The organism is Tahibacter aquaticus, assembly GCF_004363655.1.
GTDB classification, from domain to species: Bacteria; Pseudomonadota; Gammaproteobacteria; order Xanthomonadales; family Rhodanobacteraceae; genus Tahibacter; species Tahibacter aquaticus.
In genome coordinates this window covers 86,289-106,133 of record NZ_SNZH01000016.1, presented here as the reverse complement: position 1 = coordinate 106,133, position 19,845 = coordinate 86,289, and the positions used below count along the sequence as shown (strand labels likewise).

Sequence of the window (19,845 nt, the reverse complement as noted above, 5' to 3'; positions counted from 1 at the left end):
GGCTCAGCGGCCCGACGCAAGGCTATACGCCAGCCACCAGGTCGCCGGGGTGCTGATATCGCCGTGACCGCTGATGCGGCGCGTACCGCGAATGCCGACAATCGCATTGCCAGCACCGAGTGCATACGCCTCGCCGGGCTCCTTGATCTCGACGATGGTCGCCGCCGAGTCCTGCGGACCGAATCCGCCGAGCGCGCCGTACTTGCTCGGCGAACTTCCCGCAGCCTCGGGCTGCTCGCCGAGGTCGCTCTTGCGCCGCAGGGCGAGGTGAAAGGTCTTTGTCAGGGCGGCGTCGTGAGCACTGAACGTAGCGGCGACCGGCCGCTCTATGCAGGCGAGATTCTTCAGATAACCGCCCGGCAGGCCGCTTTCCGGCACAACGGCCGCAAACGCGTATTGCGAAATGGCCGGCTGCAGCAACAAGGCCGAATGGATCTTGCGCGGTAGCGAGGGCAAGGCAGCCGTCGCCGACATGACGACCTTGCAGCCGAACGAATGGCCGAGCAGATGGATGCGCGCCGGCGAGCGTTGCAGCAATTCGTGCAGCAAGGCCGACACGCCTCGGCTGCCGACGACGCCGGCGCGGTCCTTCATCTGCCAGACGGTGAAGGGTTTGATCAGATTGCGCGGATCGAGTTTGCCGAGGATGTCGCCTAGACCGGCTGCCGCCGGCGTGCTGCCAGGCGCCGATGCCATCGCGTCAACGTCGTCGAAATCCGGCGGCGGCGGCGCCAAAGCCGCTGCGGCGGCGAGCAGATCGTCGGCGTCAGGGCCGTCGCGACTGACACCTTCGTCGTCGCCCCGGGCGAGGGATGCCAGCAGTGCCGCCAGATCGCGCGCCTGTGCGGGCGACAGGGCCTCGGCCTGGACGAGTTCGAGGAACCGCTGGTGCTCGTCGTCGGGCAGCGACGAGGCGATGTCTGCCGCCAGTTGCCGGCCGCTTTCCACATCCTCCGGCCCGGTGCCGGCAAAGCCCGGCCCGGTTTCGCTGTCGAACCAGGCCATGGTCTGGCTGGGCCAGAAAACGCCGACCAGCAGCGGCCGGTAGTCCGCCGGTACCGCGAGGCCCAGTGCCGTCCGCTGCGCGGTATATCCGTCGATAAAGCTCTCGTAGCGCGCAGTCGCCGCAGCCCAGTCATTGTTCCAGCCGTGGGAAAACAGAAAGATGTCGCTGAAGCCGGCCAGGTTGTCCAGCAAGTGCCGGCGCGTGGCCGGCCCCTCGCAACGCCCCTGCTTGTCGAAGGGGATGATGTAGTAAGGAAACGGCAGACCCTCCGCCGTTTTCCTGGTCTTGAACGGACCGACGGGAACCATCGAAGGCATCGCAATCTCCTGACGTGAGCAGCAAAAAAACGGCAACTGCCATCTGTCCGGCATTCTTCACGCAGCCGGCAGCAAGGGTTGCTTGGCCGCACTGGCTAGTGGCGCCAGTGGGATCTTTCTCTCATCGCAGAGACCTGCAGCAGGCTGCAGGCAAATCCCATTGTGGAGGTATTGCGCCGACGATGAGGCTGTCCGAGGCAGCCGTCAACCCGACTACCGGACACCAGCCCCTTTCTGCCACCATCGACGGCCAGGGACCGGGCTTGGGCCTGGGCGAGGTACCACGTCGTCCAGTCACAGCCTGGCCCGGGTGAAATGCATGCTTCCATTCGGCAGGACTACGCCTTGACCTTTTTCATCAAGAGCATGCCCTCTCCCGTCGGCCTTCTGCAGCTGATCGCCAGCGCACAAGGACTCGCCGCCGTGCTTTGGGAAAACGAGGACGGCAGCCGTGTGCGACTGGGGCCGTTTGTGGAAAATGCCGCACATCCGGTCCTGATCGAGACCGAGCGCCAGCTCACGCGCTACTTCGACGGCAAGCTGCAGCAGTTCTCGCTGCTGCTGGATTTCCACGGCACGGCATTCCAGAAAAGCGTCTGGCAGGCTTTGCTGGATATTCCCTGGGGCGAGACGCGCAGCTATGCCCAGATCGCACGGCAACTCGGCCGCCCAACCGCCTCGCGCGCCGTCGGCGCCGCCAACGGACGCAATCCGATCTCGATCATCGCGCCCTGTCACCGCGTACTCGGTAGCGACGGCAAGCTGACCGGCTTTGCCGGCGGACTGGCGGCCAAGGCGCATTTGCTGGCGCTGGAAGGTGTGGCAGGCACGAACGCCACCCTACCCATTTGAGTTTCGTTTCACGCGGCGATCCTAGCCTTGCTCCGGAAGCCGCTGCCAAACGGTAGCGCACCGGAGACCGACATGTGGAAAAAGATACGAGCCGCCGCCATCGCGCTGCTGGGTGCGGTAGTGCTGCTCGCCCTCGCCGGCTGGGCCTATGTCGACAGCCTGGCGCTGCAGCGCGAACCCGTAGCGAATACCGCCAGTGTCGCCGCCGACCTGGAGTTTCTGCAGCGCCGCATCCCGCCGACGCGCGGACGCATACTGGCCGTCGTCACCAGCACGGCGCACTTCGACAACGGCCGGCGCAAGGCCGGCTACGAGCTGACCGAGCTGTCGCGCGCCTACTGGGTGTTCCTGGCCAACGGCTACGAGGTCGATATCGCCAGCCCCCGCGGCGGTGAGCCGCCCATGGTAAAGGACGACGATCTCGTCGACGCCGACTACGCTTTTCTCAACGACGCCGATGCGCGGGTGAAACTGGCCGCTACGCTGCCGCTGGCGCGGATCGATCCTGCGCGCTATGCGGCGGTCTATTTCGTCGGCGGCAAGGGCGCCATGTTCGACTTCGTCGGCAATGCAGATATTCAGCGCATCGTACGCGAGCTGCTGCCGCGCGGTGCTGTCGGTGCCGTCTGCCATGGTCCGGCAGCCCTGCTCGATATGACGGCTGCAGACGGGCGACCGCTGCTGCAGGGGCGTCGCCTTACCGCCTTCAGTAACGCCGAAGAGCTGTTCCTGATCGAAGACGCACGCGCACATTTTCCCTTTCTGCTGCAGGAGGCACTGGCCGCACAAGGCGCCGTCTTCGTCGAGGCACCGATGTACCTGGAAAATACGGTCAGCGACGGCCGGCTCATCACCGGACAGAACCCCTGGTCCAGCTGGGGCGTGGCCGAGGCGATGGTCCGTGCGCTTGGCCACGAGCCGGTGGCGCGAACGCTGACAGCCGAGGAATACAGCGTGCGCCTGCTCGCCACGTACCATGGCAGCGGCCTGGCCGCCGCACTGGCACAGAAACGCGAACTGCCGCGCAGCGACAAGCGCCTGCTGCTGATGCATGCGCTGGTGGCGGCGATGCGGTGGGAGCCTATGCATGCCTACCGGCTGCAAAAGCTGGCCAGGGCTTGAGTCGCCGCGGGCTATCGCTGCTGCCCCGCCCTTCCTGGGCAGCAGCATCCCGTGCTGCGCTGGCTGAAGAAATTACAGATAGTTATTTGTTGTCATTTTTTAGCAGCAAGACGCAAGCCACCGCGGGCATCGATTGACTCCCAATGAAAAGGCCCCGCAGGGCGGGGCCTTTCGGTCAGCAACGACCACCTTCGATTACTGCACCGGCTGCACCGCCGATGCCTGGGCGCCCTTGGGGCCCTGGCTGACCGTGAAGCTGACGCGCTGGCCTTCCTGCAGGGTGCGGAAGCCCTTCGCGGCGATGGCCGAGAAGTGAACGAAGACATCGGAGCCACCGCCCTCGGGTGCGATGAAGCCGAAACCCTTGGCGTCGTTGAACCACTTTACCGTACCGATCTGCATGACTTCCCCTCAACATGACTGGACGAAATGCGAGGCTGACTTCTCCCCCGAGTCCGTGCGCCGCGCGTGTACGAGTATACTCAGCCACATTGAAAGTGCGAGCGCGGGCCGGCGCCTCGGCGTGAGCCGCGTCACAGCCTGCTACCGGACCACGGCTCTGACAGCGCCAAATACCGCGGCAAGCCGCCGCGCTTGTTCATCTTTGAAGACGTGCAGTACACCGCCGTGCCGGGCTCTGCTTTTTACCGGCAGAGCAGCCGGCAACCCGGTCGATCCGGGACAGGAACGCCAATACAAGGTGAACAACGGAACATTGCGTCCCCCGCCCACGGACTGATCGCCGCGGGGAGAAGCGTTCGCCGCCCGCTGTGACAGCGACGAACAAGGCAATGGCGAGGCGATTTATGCCGCCAACAAGGCTGCGATCAACACCGGTACGACGGCGGTGGCTTCGCGCAGGTTGGCGAAGATTTCCTCCAGGCTGATTTCTGCCTCGTCGCCACAGCCGGCAGCCCAGTTCGCGATCAGGGCGATGCAGGCGTAGTCCAGTTCCAGCTCGCGCGCGAGCGCAGCTTCGGGCATGCCGGTCATGCCCACCAGGTCGCAGCCGTCGCGGCGCAGGCGGGCGATTTCGGCGCGGGTTTCCAGGCGCGGGCCCTGGGTGGCGCCGTAGCAGCCACCGTCGACGACGGCGACGCCGGCCCTGCCCGCCGCGGCCAGCACCGCCTCGCGCAGGCTGGCGGTATACGGCTCGCTGAAGTCGATGTGCCTGACCTCTGCGCCGTCGGCATCGCAGAAGCTGGTAAAGCGGCCGTGCGTGTAGTCGATGAGCTGGTCGGGCACGGCAACGACGCGCGGGCCCATGTCATCGCGGATGCCGCCGACCGCGTTGACGCCGATCACGCGGCGGGCGCCCAGGCTGTGCAGCGCCCAGATATTCGCGCGGTAGTTGACCCGATGCGGCGGCACGCTATGGCCTTCGCCATGGCGGGCAAGGAAGGCGACGCTGCGGCCAGCAAGTTCGCCGCAGACCACGGGCGCAGACGTGGCGCCGAACGGCGTTTCCACCGTCTTGCGTTCCACTTTTTCCAAACCGGGAAACTGATACAAACCGGTGCCGCCGATGATGGCCAGGTCCAGTGCCATGTGCTGTCCTCAGATTGCGTAGATGGCGGGCAGGTTGCGGCCCTGTTCGTAGTAGTCCATGCCGTGGCCGAACACGTAGCGGTCGGGCACTTCGACGCCGACGTAGTCGGCCGCAATGCCGGGCACGCAGCGGCCGTGACGCTTTTCACACAGCACAGCCACCAGCACGCGCCGCGCGCCGCGGTCCATGCAGAAATCGCGTATGGCCTTGAGCGTCTTGCCTTCGTCGAGGATATCGTCGGCCAGCACGATGGTGCGGTCGGCCAGTACCGCCGCGGGCTGGCGCATCCAATGCAGCTCGGAACCGCTGGTGGCACCGCGATAGCGGGTGGCATGGATGTAGTCGAACTCCATGTCGGTCTTCATGGCCAGAGCCAGCTTGGCCGCGAACAGCATGCCGCCATGCATCACGGTGATGAAGACCGGATGTTCGCCGGCAATGGCCGTGTCGATCTGCGCCCCCATCTGGACAACGGCGGCGTCCAGCACGGGCTGGTCGTGAATCAGGTCGGCGCTTTTCAGTGCCTCGGACAGGCTGGGTCGGTTCATGGGTTCACTCAGGCAGGTACACCGAGCGCGGCAAGGCGCTCGATGAAGCGGGTTCGTTGCGGGTTGTCGACCAGGGACTGCCAGGTCGAAGCGACCATGCCGCGCAAGGCGGCACGTTTTTCCACCGCGCAGGGCGGACGCCCACGCACGGCGACGATGGAATCAGCGACCAGGGCAGGACTGCAGACCAATACCAGGTCGCAGCCTGCATCCAGGTGCGCGGCGATGCGTGCGGCAATGCCGCCGGCGGATTCGGCCGCGGCCATGCCGATGTCGTCGGAAAAGACCACGCCGCGGAAACCCATTTCTTCGCGCAGGATCTGCTGTATCCAGGTGCGCGAATAACCGGCCGGCGACGCATCCACGGCGGGATAGGTTACGTGCGCCAGCATCACTGCCTCGGCGCCGGCGTCGATGCCGTCGGCGAAGACGGCCAGGTCGGTCGCGCGCAGTTCGTCCAGGCTGCGGCTGTCGACAGCCGCATCGAAATGGGTGTCTTCCAGCACCGAGCCGTGGCCAGGAAAGTGCTTCAGGGTGGCAGCCATGCCGCCCAGGTGCATGCCGCGCAGATAGGCCTGTCCCAGCACGGCGACAACGGCGGGCTCGGTGTGGAAGGCGCGCTCGCCGATGGCACGGTTGCCGCGCTTGAGGTCGATCACCGGTGCAAAGCTGATGTCGATGTCCAGCGCGCGCATCTCGCTCGCCATGACCCAGGCATGTTCTTCGGCCAGGGCAATGGCGCGGGCCGGATCGGCATCGTAGATCTCGCCCAGGCGCGCCAGCGCCGGCAGCCGCGTGAAGCCTTCGCGGAAACGCTGCACCGGGCCGCCTTCCTGGTCGACGCAAAGCACGAAATCGTCGTCGCGAACGGCACGTATATCATCGATCAGCGCGGTGACCTGCTCGCGCGAGGCAAAGTTGCGGCTGAACAGGATGACGCCGCTGACTTCGGGCGCGGCAATCCAGGCGCGCTCGGTCGCCGACAGTTCCTTGGCAGCAATTCCTATGACCAGCATCAGCCCTGTCCTTCCCGCTCGGCCGCCGTCCAGGCCGAATACGGATATGCGATCAGATTCAGATTGTAATAGCGTGGCAATTCGCTGACTTCCGCACCGAGCCAGTCGGGCCGCTCGTAGGCCTCGTCGACGCTGTCGAGTTCCAGCTCGGCCACGACCAGGCCGTCGTTGGCACCGAAGAATTCGTCGATCTCGAACTCGTGGTTGGCGTGGGCGACATAGTGGCGGATCTTTTCCACCACGCCGTCGCACAGGCGCGCCAGCATGGCTTCCGCGTCGGCCAGCGGCACTTCGTATTCGTATTCCTGTCGCGCCACGCCCAATGTGGAAGATTTTATATTGAGCCAGGCCTGCTCGCCGCCAATGCGCACGCGCACCGAGCTTTTGGAGGCACCGCTGGTGACCAGGTGGGCGCTGACCAGATAGCCCTGCACCAGACGCTGCGAGCGGCTTACCTGGCTGCGCCAGGTATCCGAAGCCAGCAGGAATTTGCGTTCGATTTCCATGCCCATGCGGTTCTCTCCGGCGCTCAGCGCTCGAACAATGCGATCGATTCCACGTGTGCGGTATGCGGGAACATGTCCATCACGCCCGCGGCCTTGAGCTTGAAGCCGTGCTTGTCGACCAGGATGCCCGCATCGCGCGCCAGCGTGGCCGGATGGCAGGACACGTAGACGAGTCGGTCGGTGCCTTTCTTTGGCAGATAGTCGAATACGGCGGCTGCACCCGAGCGCGGCGGGTCGAGCAGGATCTTGTCGAAGCGCTGCCGCGCCCACGGCGTGTCGCGCTGGTCGTCGAGCAGGTTGGCAACGTGGTATTCCACATTGGCAATACCGTTGCGCGCGGCGTTTTCCTTGGCGCGCTGGACCAGGCCATGCTCGCCTTCCACGCCAACCACATGGGCGCTGCGCCGCGCCAGCGGGAAGGTGAAATTGCCCAGGCCGCAGAACAGGTCGAGTACGCGCTCGTCCGGCTGCGGGTCGAGCAGGCCCAGGGCATGGCCGATCATGGCCTCGTTCATGGCCGAATTGACCTGGATGAAATCCATGGGGCGGAATTCCAGTTCCACGTCGGCGCTGGCGATGCGGAATGCCAGGCGCGGGTTGTCCGGCCACAGCGGATGCACGCTGTCGTTGCCGCCCGGCTGCAGGTAGACGGCCAGGCCGTGCGCCTGGGCGAAGGCAACCAGCGCTGCGCGGTCGCCTTCGCTCAAGGGCTGCAGGTGGCGGAAGATCAGTGCAGTGGTGTCGTCGCCCGCGGCGATCTCGATCTGGGGAATTTCGCGCACGGCCTGCAGGCTGCCGACCAGTTGCGCCAGCGCCTCGATGCGCAGGCCAACCGCCGGAGCCAGCACTTCGCAGCGCTTGATGTCGGCCACGTAGCGGCCATTTTCCTCGCGAAACCCGACCAGTGCCTTGCCTTTCTTCTCGACGTATTTCACCGACAGGCGGCCCTTGCGCCGATAGCCCCAGACGGCCGAGGTCAGCGGCGCCAGCCAGCGCTTGGGTTCGACATGGCCTATGCGGTCGAAATTCTCCGCCAGCACGCGCTGCTTGGCGGCGATCTGCGCTGCCGGCGCCAGATGCTGCAGTGCGCAGCCGCCGCAAATGCCGAAATGTTCACAAAGTGGATCGACGCGGTCGGGCGAACGGCTCAGCAAGGTGTCGACCTGGGCGTCGTCGTAGTGGCGGTGGCGCTGCACGATGTGCGCGACGACGCGTTCGCCGATAAGGGCGCCGCGCACGAATATGGCCTTGCCTTCGTGATGGGCGACGCCGCGTCCGTCGTGGGACAGGTTGGTGATATCCAGTTCCAGGGCAATCGGGGCTTTCATGACAACAGCGCCCGGGATGCGTGCATCCCAGGCGCCAGAACTCCATTCAGTTTGAGGGCTAGCGGGCGCGTCAGCGTTGTTTCCAGGCGCCCGTGGCGTCCTGATGATACCAGCCGGGGCGTGCCTGCTGGATCCATTGGGCGGCGAAGGTGCTCTGAATCTGCGCCTCCCATTCGGGATGGCCATTGGCATTGGCGATTTCCCGATAGACCGCCTTACGGTCGCGGTTTTCCTCGGCCACCGCCTGGTTCAGCGCGGCGCGCTCGGCCAGCGGCACGGCCGCGGCGTCGCGGATCGCGACCAGGCCGTCCTTGGCCAGACCGACGCTGCCAGCGCCCAGGGCCCTGGTCAGCACGCTGTCGAAGCGCTGCTTCATGCGCGCCTGGATTTCGCGCAGGGCTGGCGTCTGGATATTCAGATCGGGTTCGGCCGCCTGGGCCGAGCCGATGAAGAAGTCGAGCAGGCTGGCCTGCGGCGGACGCGCGCCGCTGTCGTCCGCAGGCTTGATGTCCGGCCCGCCGGAGGCCGGGCCGATGACGGTGCCGATGAACTGCTCGGCTGCCTTCTCCGCTGCCGCCGCCGGGAAATACACGTTGATGGTGACGCAGGCACCTAACAAGGCCAGTGACAGGCCGAGCAACATCATGCGGAAGTGACGCATCGCGGAATCTCCTGTGGGTATTGCGGGGGTGACGCAGTCAAGGGTGAATGAAACGGCGTAGTTTTCGGCGCGGCTCAGTTGATCACAGGCTTGGTGCCGCTGGCAGCGGCCTTGAGCCGGTCGACCAGTACCGACCAGTCCACGTCGCCCTGATGCCCGACGATCTGGATACGCGGCAGGCCGCGCCCCTCGACCAGTGTGTAGTGCGCGCCGTCCGCATCCAGGCCGCGCATCTTGCACACGGCGTTGCGCAGGCGGCAGCCAATGCCCAGGCGCGCATAGCCGAACGTGTCGAACAGACCCAGCACGCGCGCCTGCAGGCCAGCGGCAATACCGCCGCCGCCGACTGAGGAAATGGTCGTGACCGCGCGCTGGCTGATGCGGCCGCCGGCCAGTGCTTCCAGTTGCGCATCGAAGGCCACCGGCTGCCAGTCGAGCAGGCGCAGCTCGCGCACATGGCCGGACAGCCGGCCGGAAATATCGCCGATATCGAAGGTGCCGGTGACCAGGCTCAGGTCGAGGTTGCTGAAGGCGATATCGGCGCTCAGCGACGGCAATACGCCGAACGGGCGCTCCAGCGCCAGGCCGGTCACGTTCAAGGTGCCGTCGAATACGTTGAGCATCAGTCCACCCGCCATTTCCAGTTTTTCGTCCGCATAGCGCAGCTGCGGCACTGCGCCGCCGAGCTTGCCGCCGAAGCGCGGCCAGCCCAGGGCCTGGCTCAGCGCGGCCAGTTCCACATCGTGCACAGCCAGGCTGGCCTGTACCCGCTCGCCGCTGGCCGCGGCCGGATGCACGGCCATGCTGAGCAATTCCAGCGCACCGCCGAGCACGGACACTTTCACCGGCGCCAGCAAGCTCAGCGCGCCGTCGCGGCTTTGCCAGCGCGTCTGGCTGGGCCCCAGTGGCAGCGAATACAGGCTGGCGGACTGCCAGGCCAGGCTGCCGGCAGCAGCTTCGCCCTCGCGCTGCCAATGCAATGCGCCGGCAAGATTCTTCACGCCGATGCCGCGGCTGCTGTCGGCCATATCGAGCGCGTCCAGCTGCAAGGCGGCAGTGGCTATGCCCTGTTCGTCCAGGCGCGCACTTGCGACGAGGCGGCCGCTGCTATCCAGGCCCTGCCAGCCCGCCGCCCCGAGCAGGCCGGCAAGATAGCGCTGCTGCGCTGCCGGCAGGCTCAATTCGAGGGTATCGACGACCAGTTCGCGCAATGCCGGTGCCTGTGCCGGCGCAACGCGCGCCGAGGCTTTCAGGCGCAGCACGCCAGGGTCGTCGAAGGTGAGTCCGTTGAGCCGGTATCCATCGCTGGCGTCGGCGGCGAGCTGGAAATCCAGGCGTGTGCCCTGCTCGGCCAGTTTGGCGTGGAACGCCCCGGACAATACTTCGCCGCCACTGATCTGGCCCTGGTGCGACAGCGCCCAGCCGCCAGACGAGGTCTGCAGGCCCAGCTTGCCGGCGAGGCTCACATGAGCGGCAGCATGCAGGCCGTCGGCCGTATCGAAACCGCCGTCACGCACGCTGTAGTCGATCTGCTGCCGCTGCCCGGCCGCCGGCCAGCGCGCATCGGCGGCGAGCTGGCCGTCGATCTTGCTCAGCGCTGGCCAGGCATCGCGCAGCCAGCGGTCCAGCCAGTTCAGAGGCAGGTGACGCAGCTGGATCTGCCAGTGCGTCTCGTCGGCGCTGCCGCCCTGGCGCAGACTCAGGCGCGCCGGAGCACGGTTGAGTTCCAGCTGCAGCTGGCCTTGCTCCAAGCTGGCGGAAAACGCGGCCTGCAGCGGTGCGACGCCAGCCGCGTCGGCGCTGTTGCGAACTTCGGCCTGGCCGCTGCAGTGCCAGCTGCCCTGTTCTGCCCGCAAAGGACATCTCGCGCGCAATTGCTGCAAGGCCAGACCGGCCTGGGGCCAGTCCAGATTCGCCACCGACAGATCGAACTGGGCCGCAGCGGGCGCTGCCTCCGGCAGTACCGGACTGACGTTTATCTGGATGCCTTGTACAACAATCCCCTCGGCCTGCAGTTTGGCTATGCTGGCGCCGATCCCTGTTGCTGCAGCAGGCGAGCAGGCAGCGATGGCGGCAAGAGCGGCAACACGGATAATCGGGAGCATGCGCAGCCAGGCGGTAAAGAGCGCGCCGATTGTGGCCACGAGCGCCTGAACAGGAAAGAGTCATGTATCTGCTGCTCGCCGACGACAACCCCGTGACCCTGCAATTCCTGGCCGAAGCCGTGCGCCAGCTTGGCCATCGAAGCGCCGTTGCCAGCGACGGCACCGCTGCGCTGGCACTGGCTCGCCGGGAGCATTTCGACCTGCTGCTGCTTGACCTGCAGATGCCAGGACTGGACGGCAAGGCCGTACTGCGGCAACTGCGCGGCGACAGCCAGGCGCGCTGTCAGCACAGTCCGGCCCTGGCCACGACCGCGGAGACCGGCCCGGCGCTGGCCCGGCAACTGATCGCCGACGGCTTTGCCGCGGTACTCGCCAAGCCGCTCGACCTTGCCACGCTGGAGCGCGCCCTGCAGGGCTGGCACAGCTTCCACGGCATGCTTGCCGAAGACCTGGAAGAGTATGCGGCGCTGCCGCTGCTCGATGACGACGCAGCCATTGCCCGGCTCGGCACCCGGGAGACAGTCCAGGCATTGCGGCGCCTGTTTGCGCTTGAGCTGCTGGCCTTGCCGGCCGAACTGGACGACGGCCTCGCCGCAGCAGACCGCGCCGGCCAGCTGCGCGAACGCCTGCATCGCCTGCTCGCCTCAGCTGGTTTCTGCGGCGCGGCACGACTGGAGCGCGCGATTCGCGATCTGCGCAAGCAGATCGACCGCGATGCTGCGCTGACCGCCGAGCATCTGCGCGAATTGCGCGAAGTGACTGCGGCCACATTGGGCGTGCTGGAAGATGGGCCTGCCGCTTGAGCTGAGCACTGCGATTACAGTGCCGTTTGGTTATCGCAGCGCAGCGGCAACGAACCACCATGGCCTGGTATCGCGCAACGCTGCGGAACGCATCGAGTGCGCATGCGAGCGGACCTCAACGGGCCGGCAGGTTGCCCGCCAGCATGCTCCAGGAACGCAAGCTGCCGCCGCCGAGCTGGTGGCCAATCAACGCCCGCATCAGGCGGCGCAGGCTGGCCAAGTCTTCGCTGTCCGGCATGGCATCAGCGGCCAGGGCGAGCAAGGCGCTGCCGCGCAGGCGCAATACGTTGGCCTGGCCGGCATAGACGACGGCACCGTGTTCGGGGATATAGATGTAATCCTGCGCCGGATCGATCGGCTCGCCCCTGTCAGCCTCGCTGTCGCAGACCAGGCCATAGCCGGTCTCGGCCAGCAGGTCGCGCTCGTAGCGGCGCAGGGTCCAGGCGCATTCGGGGTGATCGGCCAGGCGCTGCAGGGCCAATTCGTACGCGTCGAACACCTCCGGTATCGCGTCGTGGCGCGGCGACAGGCGCAGGGTCAGTTCGTTCACGTACATCGCGCAGAGCAAGGCAGTGCCTTGCAGCAACGGCGGCTGCCCGCGCGCTTCGACAGCAGTCAGGGCAACCAGCTCGCCGTGGCCGCTCCAGGCCAGGCTCAGCGGCACCAGCGGCTGCAGCAAGGCACGCGGCTGGCGTGTTTTTTCCCGCCGTGCACCGCGTGCCACCAGGCCGATGCGGCCATGCTCGCGGCTGAGGCCTTCGAGCAGCAGGCTGGTTTCGCGATAGGGTCGCGCGTGCAATAACCAGCCAGGCTCGTCTTCGACGCGCATCGGCGCCGCCTCAGCCCTCGTAGCCGAAACGCTTCAGCGCGGCTTCGTCGTCCGACCAGTTTTCGCGCACGCGCACCCAGAGCTTGAGGAATACGCGCCGCTCGAACAATCGCTCCATCGCCAGCCGCGCTGCGGTGCCGACTTCCTTCAGGCGCGAACCCGCAGCGCCGATCACGATCGCCTTCTGCCCGGTGCGCTCTACCCAGATCACCGCACCAATTTCGGCGACGCCGTCCTCGCGGTCGCCGAATTGTTCGATTTCCACCGTGCAGGAATACGGCAACTCCTGCCCAAGCTGACGCATCAATTGTTCGCGCACCAGTTCCGCTGCGAGGAAACGCTCGCTGCGGTCGGTGATTTCGTCTTCGCCGTAGACCGGTGGCGCCTCGGGCAGGCGCGAAACGATCTCGCGCTCCAGCTGTTGCAGTCCATCGGAGCGGCGCGCCGAAACCAGCAGTACTGCCGCGTAGTCGCGATCCTGCGTGACGCTGGCGATGAAAGGCAGCAGCAGTTCGCGGTTCTTGATCGCATCGACCTTGTTCATGGCCAGCAGCACGGGCTTGCCCGCCGCCTTGAGTGCCTGCCAGACGCGTTCGTCTTCGTCGTTCCAGCGCCCGGCTTCGATGACGTGAATCAGCACGTCGACTTCGTCGATGGCACCGCGCGCAGCGCGGTTGAGCTGGCGGTTGATGGCGCGCTTGGCATCGGCGTGCATGCCCGGCGTATCGACGAACAGGATCTGCACGCCCGGTTTCGTGGCGATGCCGAGAATGCGGTGCCGCGTTGTCTGGGGTTTGGGGCTGACGATACTGACGCGGAAACCGACCAGGGCATTCTGCAGGGTCGACTTGCCCACGTTGGGACGTCCGAGCAAGGCAACCAGGCCGCAGCGGTGCGCTGTGTCCGGGGCAGTTTCAACGTTCATTCGAGAACAATTCCTTGATCTGTTGCAGGGCCGATTCGGCGGCTTGTTGTTCTGCCGCACGCCGGCTGGAGCCACGCCCGGGGAGGCGCAATGGCGGATTGTCGATGATGCAGGCGATATCGAACACCTTGGCGTGGTCGTCGCCGCTGCTGCTGACCAGCTCGTAGACCGGCAGGCTCAGCCCGCGCCCCTGCAACAGCTCCTGCAGGCGGGTCTTGGCGTCTTTCTCGGGGGCGCGCAATTGTGCCGCGCGCTCGGCAAAAAGGGTACGTACGCAGCTACGGCAGGCGTCCCAGCCTGCATCGAGGTATACCGCCGCGATCAGCGCTTCCAGCGCATCGGCAAGAATGGACTCGCGTCGATGGCCACCGCTCTTGAGTTCGCCCATGCCCAGGCGCAATGCCTCGCCGAGGTCCAAGGCACGCGCAACCTCGGCCAGGGCTGCGCCGCTAACCAGTTGCGCACGCATGCGTGTCAACTGGCCTTCGTCCGCGCGCGGATGGATTTCGAACAGAAGTTCGGCGACCAGCATGCCGACCAGCGAGTCGCCGAGGAACTCCAGGCGCTCGTTGTTCGGCCGTCCGGCGCTGCGATGGGTCAGCGCCTGCTGATACAGGCCCGCATCGCGGAAAGTGTGGGGAAAGCTAAGTTTGGACAAGCGCGGATTACGTCCAGTCCGGCGCAAGCAGCAGCGGCTGCGCTGCAAACGCCGGACCGCAGCTCATCATTCGCCGGCACCGGTACCGAGATTGACCGTCTTGTCGAAACTGACCAGCAGGTCGATATTGGAAATGAACTTGACCCGCTTGTCGTAGAACACGCGCACGCTGGTTGCGCCACCAGTCTTCTTGACCTGGATATTGGCCGGCGGAATGGTAGTGTCGTCGACGTATTGCACATTGAACTTGAGGCCGAGCGTGGCGCGGATCTCGCTGACGTCGCGACTGCCGATGCCAGGCTCCTTGGCCAGCTGCTCCATCGATTTGACCACGCCCATGTACTCGGAATAGACCGGCACCAGTTTCATGGCGCAATAGGCGAAGAAGCCCACGACGCACAGCACCACGACGAATCCGATCAGGGTGAGACCCCGCTGCGACTGCTTCATGTCCCCGCCTCTCCTATTTGATCAAGGTGCCCAGACGGCTGAACTCGATGACTCCGTTGCTCAGTCCGCGCCAACTCATCCAGATCACGAACGCTTTGCCGACAAGATTCTGCTCGGGCACGAAGCCCCAGACGCGGCTGTCGGAACTGCGATCACGATTGTCCCCCATGACGAAATAATGCCCGGCGGGGACCGATATCGTAAAGTCCGGCCCAACTTGGTCACCGGGCACGGCGATAATCTTGTGCGACACGCTATCTAGCTGTTCGACAAGGGATTCAGCGCCGCGGCGAACGAGTTCGCGCGACTCTGTATCGGTTCCGGCATAGAGTCCGTCGGTCGCCTGTGGCATTTCTTTGCCGTTGACATACAGTTTTTTGTCACGATAAGTGACTTCGTCGCCCGGTTTGCCGATCACCCGCTTGATGTAGTCCTGCGAAGGATCCTTGGGAAAGCGGAATACGACCACGTCGCCGCGTTCCGGCTCGCCGACTTCGATGATCTTTTTGTCCAGCACGGGCAGGCGGATGCCGTAGGCGAACTTGTTCACCAGGATGAAGTCGCCCACCAGCAGGGTCGGCATCATCGAGCCCGACGGAATGCGGAACGGTTCGGCCAGGAAAGAGCGAAACAGCAGCACGATCAGGATGACCGGGAAGAACGAGCGCGAATATTCCACCAATACCGGCTCGCGCGGCGCTTCGCCGGGCGGCGTCTGGGCAGCTCGCTGCTTGGCGAAGAACCAGTGATCTATGGCCCAGATCACACCGGTCGCGAAAGTCAGCGCGACCAGGATGGCGGCAAAGTCGAAATGCATTCCCGTTCCTCAGGCTCGTTGGTGTTGCAATCGGTTGAAGCGATGCGCGACGCCTATGCTCGCGCTCACTTGTCCATCTGCAGTACGGCCAGGAAGGCTTCCTGTGGAATTTCCACGCTGCCGACCTGTTTCATGCGCTTTTTGCCTTCTTTCTGCTTTTCCAGAAGTTTGCGTTTGCGCGATACGTCGCCGCCGTAGCACTTGGCCAGCACGTTCTTGCGCAGGGCCTTGACCGTCGAACGCGCGATGATCTGCGAACCGACAGCTGCCTGGATCGCCACGTCGAACTGCTGCCGCGGGATCAGCTCCTTCATCTTTTCGGTCAGGTCGCGCCCACGCCGGTCGGCGGCGGCGCGATGCACGATCAGGCTGAGCGCATCGACGCGATCGCCGTTGATCAGCACATCCAGCCGCGCGAACGGTCCGACGCGGAACTCATGGAAGTGATAGTCCATCGAGGCATAGCCGCGGGAAACCGACTTGAGCTTGTCGAAGAAATCCAGCACCACCTCGGCCAGCGGCAGCTCGTAGCTGATGCGTACCTGGGTCGAGACGTAGTTGATGCTGCGCTGGATGCCGCGCTTTTCTTCGCACAGGCCGATCACGTTGCCGATGTAGTCCGGCGGCGTGAGGATGTCGGCGATGATGATGGGTTCGCGCACCTCTTCGATGTTCTGCACTGGCGGCAGTTTGGCCGGATTGTCCAGCAAAAGTACCGTGCCATCGGTTTGCAGCACCTCGTAGACCACGGTCGGTGCGGTGGTGATCAGGTCCAGGTCGTATTCGCGCTCGAGGCGCTCCTGGATGATGTCCATGTGCAACAGGCCGAGGAAGCCACAACGGAAGCCGAAGCCCATCGCCTCGGAGCTTTCCGGCTCGAAATTCAGCGCCGCGTCGTTGAGCTTGAGCTTGTCCAGCGCTTCGCGCAGGGCAGGGAAATCGTCCGCAGCGGTCGGGAACATGCCGGCGAACACGCGCGACTGCATCTTCTGGAAGCCCGGCAGCGGTGAAGGCGCCGGGTCGGCGTTGAGGGTCAGGGTGTCGCCTACGGGCGCACCGTGCACGTCCTTGATCGACGCGGTGATCCAGCCCACCTCGCCTGCATCCAGCTTGTCCTTGACCTTGCGCTTGGGCGTGAACACGCCAACCTGGTCGACTTCATGCCAGCGGCCAGTGGACATGACCAGGATCTTGTCCCTGGGTTTGATCTGTCCCTGCATCACGCGCACCAGCGACACGACACCGAGATAGTTGTCGAACCAGGAGTCGATGATCAGCGCCTGCAGCTTGGTGGTATTGCGCGGCTTGGGTGGTGGAATACGCGCCACGATGGCTTCGAGCACGTCCACGACGTTCAGGCCGGTCTTGGCGCTGATCGGAATGGCATCGTCGGCGTGGATGCCGATGACTGCCTCGATCTCGCTCTTGGCGCGTTCGATATCGGCCGTTGGCAGGTCGATCTTGTTGATGACCGGAATGACTTCCAGCCCCTGCTCCACCGCGGTGTAGCAGTTGGCGACGGACTGGGCCTCGACGCCCTGGGCCGCATCCACGACCAGCAGCGCCCCTTCGCAGGCGGCGAGCGAGCGGCTGACTTCATAGCTGAAGTCGACGTGGCCCGGGGTATCGATGAAATTCAGCAGGTAGGTCTTGCCGTTCTTGGCCGTGTAGGGCAAGGAGACGGACTGGGCCTTGATGGTGATGCCGCGCTCGCGTTCGATGGGATTGGAGTCCAGTACCTGGGCTTCCATTTCACGGGCTTCCAGGCCGCCGCAGAGCTGGATGATGCGATCGGCCAGGGTGGATTTGCCGTGGTCGACGTGGGCAATGATCGAAAAGTTTCGGATATGGTCCATCGGGGTGCCGCAGAGCGAGGAGCGGTCGCACAGGTAGCGCGACGGCAAAGCGGCCATTATCGCACGAAGCCGCGTCCCCCGCCGAATCGCGCATCGAGCGGCTGCAAATGCAGACGGCGGAGCCGCGGGCTCCGCCGTCCTGTCTTGCGTTCGCCTGTCGAGGCCAAAGCCCTGCGGCCCGGCCAGGACGGGGTCAGCCGGTTTTCTTCGGCACGCTGACGGCCACGAACAGGCTGGCGTCCTGGCGCCGCACCAGCAGCATGACCGACTCGCCGGGCTGCACGCCCTTTACGGCGGTGTTGAACTCTGCCGCGGTCTTCACCTTTTGCTTGCCGACCATCAGCACGATGTCGCCCGGCTGCAGCGCCGCGCGCCGCGCCGGCACGCCGGTGATGCGGGTAACCACGACACCTTCTTCCTTGATGCCCAGCTGCTGGCGCTGTTCCGCCGTGAGGTCGTCGACCACCATGCCCAACGGATTGGTCGTCGGCGCTTCGCCGCCGCCGGCCGCCTGGGCGGTAGCGTCGCGGCTGGCTTCGCCGACAGTCACCGGCACGGTCAGGGTTTTGCCATCGCGAAACAGGCTCAGGTCGACCTTGCTGTTGGGCGCGGTGGCGCCGACCAACGGCGGCAGGTCCGACGAATGCACCACGTCCACACCACCGAAGCCGAGGATGACGTCGCCGACTTTCACCCCAGCCTTCTCCGCTGCGCTGCCGCCGGTGATGGCGTTGACCAGCGCGCCGCCGGTGCGCGGCAGGCCCAGGCTTTGTGCCAATTCGCGGTTCACGTCCTGGATCTGCACGCCGATCATGCCGCGCGAGACGAAGCCCTTGTCCTTGATCTGCTTGACCGCGCTCATGGCGGTGTCGATGGGAATGGCGAAGGACACGCCCATGAAGCCGCCGGTATTGGACAGGATCTGCGAATTGATGCCGACGACTTCGCCGTTGAGGTTGAACAGCGGGCCGCCGGAGTTGCCGCGGTTGATCGCCACGTCGGTCTGGATGAAGGGTACGTATTGCTGGTCGCGACCGCCGAAGCTGCGGCTGACGGCACTGACGATACCGGCAGTGACGGAATGATCGAAGCCGAACGGCGAGCCGATTGCCAGCACCCATTGGCCGGCCTTGAGTTTCTTGGAGTCGCCGATGGTCACGGCCGGCAGATCGCTGGCCGAAACCTTGAGCAGGGCAATGTCGTATTGCGCGTCGGTACCGACAACCTTGGCGTCAAGCTCGCGCCGATCGGACAAACGCACCGTCACGCTGTCGGCACCATCGACCACGTGGTTATTGGTCAGGATGTAGCCATCGGTGGAAATGATGAACCCCGAGCCCAGCGAGGTGCCGCCGGGACGGCCGCCGCGCGGACCGCCCGGATTGCCAGGACCGCCGGGACCGAAGAAGCGGCGGAAGATCTCGGGCACCTGCTCGTCGTCGGCTCCATCGTCGCGGTCGGCATTGGCGCTTTCGTTGGGGTTCTGCCGCGCCTGCACGTTCACCACGGCGGGACCGTTCTTGTCGACCAGAGGAGTGAAATCCGGAAGGTCGTAGGCCTGCGCCGATGCCGCCGCCAACAACAGCAGCGACAGCACGAAAGACTTCATCATGCTCTTTTGCATACGATTTGCCTTTGCTGATTTTTGGAATGGTAGCCTGTCTGCCAGGCGTTCCCGGGTAAGCCCGGACGGCGCATTGGAGAATGCCGCGACGGCAAAGTTCCTTGCCTGCAGGTTGCGTTGCTGGCGGTTCATCTGGCGCCGCGACGACGGGATTCAAGCGCGAACGCAACATCGCGCCGCAGGGGCTGGACCACTGCGGCGCGATGGGAATACAGCGATCTGGCGAGTTACTGCAGGCGCGGCTGGCCACTCTTGTCGGCCGGCACGGCTGACTGCATCGGCACGAGCAGCAGCACATACGGCGCATTCGGGCTACGCATCGCGGCCTGAGCCTGCGCCGGGTCTACAGGGCGCCAGTTGTTGGACGGCTGCGAGCGCAGATCGTAGGCAGGAGCGAAGAACGTATCGCCGCCTACGGTGGCCGAGGCCGGCTGGGCCAGTTGCGGGCCGCCCGATCGCACCAGGCTGTCATTGAAGAGGGGCGTGCGGGGCGAAGCGGCAACGGTAACGCCACTGCCAACGGCACGGTTCGGTCCGGTTTCGCTTTCCGGCGCCGATGCGATCAGCGCCACCACAGCCACGGCCGCCGCTACCGCACCGCCGGAAAGATAGCGCATCCAGCGGCTACCGCCGCCGCGGCCCTGGCCGGCTGCATCCTCGGCATCGATGCGGGCCATGATCGCCGAGGCAAAACCTGCATCGGCCAGCAATACCGGCTGACCTTTGAGGCAGTCGCGGGCTACGTGATAGCGCGACCAGCTTGCGGCCAATGCCCGCTCGCCGGCAGCGCTGCGCAGGGCGAAACGAGCCGCATCGCGCTCGATTTCGCCGTCCATCAACGCGGAAAGCTGTTCTTTGATGTCAGTGCTCATG

Annotated in this window: 20 protein-coding genes; 3 read left to right on the top strand and 17 right to left on the bottom strand. The window is 65.3% G+C overall.

Going from position 1 to position 19,845, the window contains the following annotated elements:
* Window positions 1-3: 3 nt before the first annotated feature.
* Window positions 4-1,323 (bottom strand): alpha/beta hydrolase, encoded by a 1,320-nt coding sequence (locus DFR29_RS22420; protein ID WP_133820871.1) that lies wholly within the window; start codon window positions 1,321-1,323, stop codon window positions 4-6.
* Window positions 1,324-1,668: 345 nt separating this feature from the next.
* Here DFR29_RS22420 and DFR29_RS22415 point away from each other — a divergent pair, with 345 nt between their 5' ends.
* Both DFR29_RS22415 and DFR29_RS22410 read left to right on the top strand, forming a co-directional pair.
* Window positions 1,669-2,175 (top strand): methylated-DNA--[protein]-cysteine S-methyltransferase, encoded by a 507-nt coding sequence (locus DFR29_RS22415; RefSeq protein ID WP_133820870.1) that lies wholly within the window; start codon window positions 1,669-1,671, stop codon window positions 2,173-2,175.
* A gap of 72 nt (window positions 2,176-2,247) precedes the next feature.
* Entirely contained in the window at window positions 2,248-3,297 is a 1,050-nt protein-coding gene (locus DFR29_RS22410; protein WP_133820869.1) for a type 1 glutamine amidotransferase domain-containing protein, read from the top strand.
* Between the two features lie 195 nt (window positions 3,298-3,492).
* Here DFR29_RS22410 and DFR29_RS22405 read toward each other — a convergent pair whose 3' ends face one another.
* From DFR29_RS22405 to DFR29_RS22370, 8 genes are all read right to left on the bottom strand, one after another.
* Window positions 3,493-3,699: a cold-shock protein gene (locus tag DFR29_RS22405; RefSeq protein WP_133820868.1), complete on the bottom strand. Its 207-nt coding sequence runs from the start codon at window positions 3,697-3,699 to the stop codon at window positions 3,493-3,495.
* A 402-nt stretch (window positions 3,700-4,101) separates the two neighbouring features.
* Window positions 4,102-4,845, bottom strand: coding sequence for an S-methyl-5'-thioinosine phosphorylase (locus DFR29_RS22400; protein WP_133820867.1), 744 nt, complete (start codon window positions 4,843-4,845; stop codon window positions 4,102-4,104).
* 9 nt (window positions 4,846-4,854) lie between these two features.
* Entirely contained in the window at window positions 4,855-5,394 is a 540-nt protein-coding gene (locus DFR29_RS22395; protein ID WP_133820866.1) for a hypoxanthine-guanine phosphoribosyltransferase, read from the bottom strand.
* 8 nt (window positions 5,395-5,402) lie between these two features.
* A complete protein-coding gene (gene nagZ, locus DFR29_RS22390) occupies window positions 5,403-6,410 on the bottom strand; it encodes a beta-N-acetylhexosaminidase (RefSeq protein WP_133820865.1) in 1,008 nt (335 codons plus the stop codon).
* On the bottom strand, window positions 6,410-6,922 hold the full coding sequence (locus tag DFR29_RS22385) for a CYTH domain-containing protein (protein ID WP_133820864.1): 513 nt from the start codon (window positions 6,920-6,922) through the stop codon (window positions 6,410-6,412). The genes nagZ and DFR29_RS22385 overlap by 1 nt, the downstream gene beginning before the upstream one ends.
* Before the next feature lie 17 nt (window positions 6,923-6,939).
* Window positions 6,940-8,244, bottom strand: a complete 1,305-nt coding sequence (gene rlmD, locus DFR29_RS22380) for a 23S rRNA (uracil(1939)-C(5))-methyltransferase RlmD (RefSeq protein ID WP_133820863.1) — start codon at window positions 8,242-8,244, stop codon at window positions 6,940-6,942.
* A 70-nt stretch (window positions 8,245-8,314) separates the two neighbouring features.
* Complete coding sequence (locus DFR29_RS22375) at window positions 8,315-8,905, bottom strand: YdbL family probable chaperone protein (RefSeq protein ID WP_133820862.1); 591 nt, start codon at window positions 8,903-8,905, stop codon at window positions 8,315-8,317.
* Between the two features lie 74 nt (window positions 8,906-8,979).
* A complete protein-coding gene (locus DFR29_RS22370) occupies window positions 8,980-11,010 on the bottom strand; it encodes a translocation/assembly module TamB domain-containing protein (RefSeq protein ID WP_133820861.1) in 2,031 nt (676 codons plus the stop codon).
* Window positions 11,011-11,072: 62 nt separating this feature from the next.
* Here DFR29_RS22370 and DFR29_RS22365 point away from each other — a divergent pair, with 62 nt between their 5' ends.
* Window positions 11,073-11,813 carry a response regulator gene (locus tag DFR29_RS22365; protein WP_133820860.1) on the top strand — a complete coding sequence of 247 codons (741 nt, stop codon included), beginning with the start codon at window positions 11,073-11,075 and terminating at the stop codon, window positions 11,811-11,813.
* 115 nt (window positions 11,814-11,928) lie between these two features.
* Here DFR29_RS22365 and recO read toward each other — a convergent pair whose 3' ends face one another.
* The 8 genes from recO to DFR29_RS22325 all read right to left on the bottom strand — a co-directional run bounded on the left by recO (window position 11,929) and on the right by DFR29_RS22325 (window position 19,844).
* Window positions 11,929-12,642 (bottom strand): DNA repair protein RecO, encoded by a 714-nt coding sequence (gene recO / locus DFR29_RS22360; RefSeq protein WP_133820859.1) that lies wholly within the window; start codon window positions 12,640-12,642, stop codon window positions 11,929-11,931.
* A 10-nt stretch (window positions 12,643-12,652) separates the two neighbouring features.
* Complete coding sequence (gene era, locus DFR29_RS22355; RefSeq protein WP_133820858.1) at window positions 12,653-13,567, bottom strand: GTPase Era; 915 nt, start codon at window positions 13,565-13,567, stop codon at window positions 12,653-12,655.
* Complete coding sequence (gene rnc / locus DFR29_RS22350) at window positions 13,557-14,225, bottom strand: ribonuclease III (protein ID WP_133820857.1); 669 nt, start codon at window positions 14,223-14,225, stop codon at window positions 13,557-13,559. Before rnc ends, era begins: the two co-directional genes overlap by 11 nt.
* A 66-nt stretch (window positions 14,226-14,291) precedes the next feature.
* Complete coding sequence (locus DFR29_RS22345; RefSeq protein ID WP_133820856.1) at window positions 14,292-14,675, bottom strand: DUF4845 domain-containing protein; 384 nt, start codon at window positions 14,673-14,675, stop codon at window positions 14,292-14,294.
* A gap of 13 nt (window positions 14,676-14,688) precedes the next feature.
* Window positions 14,689-15,492 carry a signal peptidase I gene (lepB, locus tag DFR29_RS22340; RefSeq protein ID WP_133820855.1) on the bottom strand — a complete coding sequence of 268 codons (804 nt, stop codon included), beginning with the start codon at window positions 15,490-15,492 and terminating at the stop codon, window positions 14,689-14,691.
* A 65-nt stretch (window positions 15,493-15,557) separates the two neighbouring features.
* Window positions 15,558-17,348 (bottom strand): translation elongation factor 4, encoded by a 1,791-nt coding sequence (lepA, locus tag DFR29_RS22335; protein WP_133820854.1) that lies wholly within the window; start codon window positions 17,346-17,348, stop codon window positions 15,558-15,560.
* Between the two features lie 193 nt (window positions 17,349-17,541).
* Window positions 17,542-18,960, bottom strand: a complete 1,419-nt coding sequence (locus tag DFR29_RS22330; RefSeq protein WP_243746147.1) for a DegQ family serine endoprotease — start codon at window positions 18,958-18,960, stop codon at window positions 17,542-17,544.
* Between the two features lie 239 nt (window positions 18,961-19,199).
* Entirely contained in the window at window positions 19,200-19,844 is a 645-nt protein-coding gene (locus DFR29_RS22325; protein ID WP_133820852.1) for a sigma-E factor negative regulatory protein, read from the bottom strand.
* Between the last annotated feature and the right edge of the window lies 1 nt (window position 19,845).

Excerpts from the sequence above, each read along its gene's own strand:
- lepA (WP_133820854.1), bottom strand. The coding sequence starts at position 17,348 with ATGGACCATATCCGAAACTTTTCGATCATTGCCCACGTCGACCACGGC.
- DFR29_RS22325 (WP_133820852.1), bottom strand. The coding sequence starts at position 19,844 with ATGAGCACTGACATCAAAGAACAGCTTTCCGCGTTGATGGACGGCGAA.
- DFR29_RS22405 (WP_133820868.1), bottom strand. The coding sequence starts at position 3,699 with ATGCAGATCGGTACGGTAAAGTGGTTCAACGACGCCAAGGGTTTCGGC.
- DFR29_RS22385 (WP_133820864.1), bottom strand. The coding sequence starts at position 6,922 with ATGGGCATGGAAATCGAACGCAAATTCCTGCTGGCTTCGGATACCTGG.
- DFR29_RS22365 (WP_133820860.1), top strand. The coding sequence starts at position 11,073 with ATGTATCTGCTGCTCGCCGACGACAACCCCGTGACCCTGCAATTCCTG.
- lepB (WP_133820855.1), bottom strand. The coding sequence starts at position 15,492 with ATGCATTTCGACTTTGCCGCCATCCTGGTCGCGCTGACTTTCGCGACC.
- DFR29_RS22395 (WP_133820866.1), bottom strand. The coding sequence starts at position 5,394 with ATGAACCGACCCAGCCTGTCCGAGGCACTGAAAAGCGCCGACCTGATT.
- DFR29_RS22400 (WP_133820867.1), bottom strand. The coding sequence starts at position 4,845 with ATGGCACTGGACCTGGCCATCATCGGCGGCACCGGTTTGTATCAGTTT.
- DFR29_RS22375 (WP_133820862.1), bottom strand. The coding sequence starts at position 8,905 with ATGCGTCACTTCCGCATGATGTTGCTCGGCCTGTCACTGGCCTTGTTA.
- DFR29_RS22420 (WP_133820871.1), bottom strand. The coding sequence starts at position 1,323 with ATGCCTTCGATGGTTCCCGTCGGTCCGTTCAAGACCAGGAAAACGGCG.
- DFR29_RS22345 (WP_133820856.1), bottom strand. The coding sequence starts at position 14,675 with ATGAAGCAGTCGCAGCGGGGTCTCACCCTGATCGGATTCGTCGTGGTG.
- nagZ (WP_133820865.1), bottom strand. The coding sequence starts at position 6,410 with ATGCTGGTCATAGGAATTGCTGCCAAGGAACTGTCGGCGACCGAGCGC.
- recO (WP_133820859.1), bottom strand. The coding sequence starts at position 12,642 with ATGCGCGTCGAAGACGAGCCTGGCTGGTTATTGCACGCGCGACCCTAT.
- DFR29_RS22330 (WP_243746147.1), bottom strand. The coding sequence starts at position 18,960 with ATGATGAAGTCTTTCGTGCTGTCGCTGCTGTTGTTGGCGGCGGCATCG.
- era (WP_133820858.1), bottom strand. The coding sequence starts at position 13,567 with ATGAACGTTGAAACTGCCCCGGACACAGCGCACCGCTGCGGCCTGGTT.
- rlmD (WP_133820863.1), bottom strand. The coding sequence starts at position 8,244 with ATGAAAGCCCCGATTGCCCTGGAACTGGATATCACCAACCTGTCCCAC.
- DFR29_RS22370 (WP_133820861.1), bottom strand. The coding sequence starts at position 11,010 with ATGCTCCCGATTATCCGTGTTGCCGCTCTTGCCGCCATCGCTGCCTGC.
- DFR29_RS22410 (WP_133820869.1), top strand. The coding sequence starts at position 2,248 with ATGTGGAAAAAGATACGAGCCGCCGCCATCGCGCTGCTGGGTGCGGTA.